This window comes from Rhodococcus sp. ARC_M12, from assembly GCF_022810385.1.
GTDB lineage: Bacteria > Actinomycetota > Actinomycetes > Mycobacteriales > Mycobacteriaceae > Rhodococcoides > Rhodococcoides navarretei.
On sequence record NZ_JALGQI010000101.1, the window covers coordinates 1 to 255 of the forward strand.

General features: G+C 66.7%; 1 protein-coding gene. It reads left to right on the forward strand.

Features of this window, described 5'->3' with window-relative positions:
- The coding region (locus MTX35_RS26375) for an IS110 family transposase (protein WP_243597496.1) at positions 1–255 on the forward strand (255 nt) is incomplete at both ends.

A 255-nucleotide genomic window follows, 5' to 3' on the forward strand; every position in this document is an offset into this window, starting at 1 on the left:
GACGCGAGGTCGGCGACCGAGAATTCCCCACCACCGCCGCCGGCCACGTGGACCTGATCGCCTGGATCACCGCGGCCGGAAAGGTCGAGCGAATCGGAGTCGAAGGTACCGGCAGTTATGGATCGACACTGGCCACTGCGCTACGCCTGAGCGGGCTCGAGGTCGTCGATGTCGATCGCCCCGACCGACGCTCTCGCCGCTTCCACGGCAAATCCGACCCACTCGATGCCCATTCCGCAGCGCGCGCAGCATTGA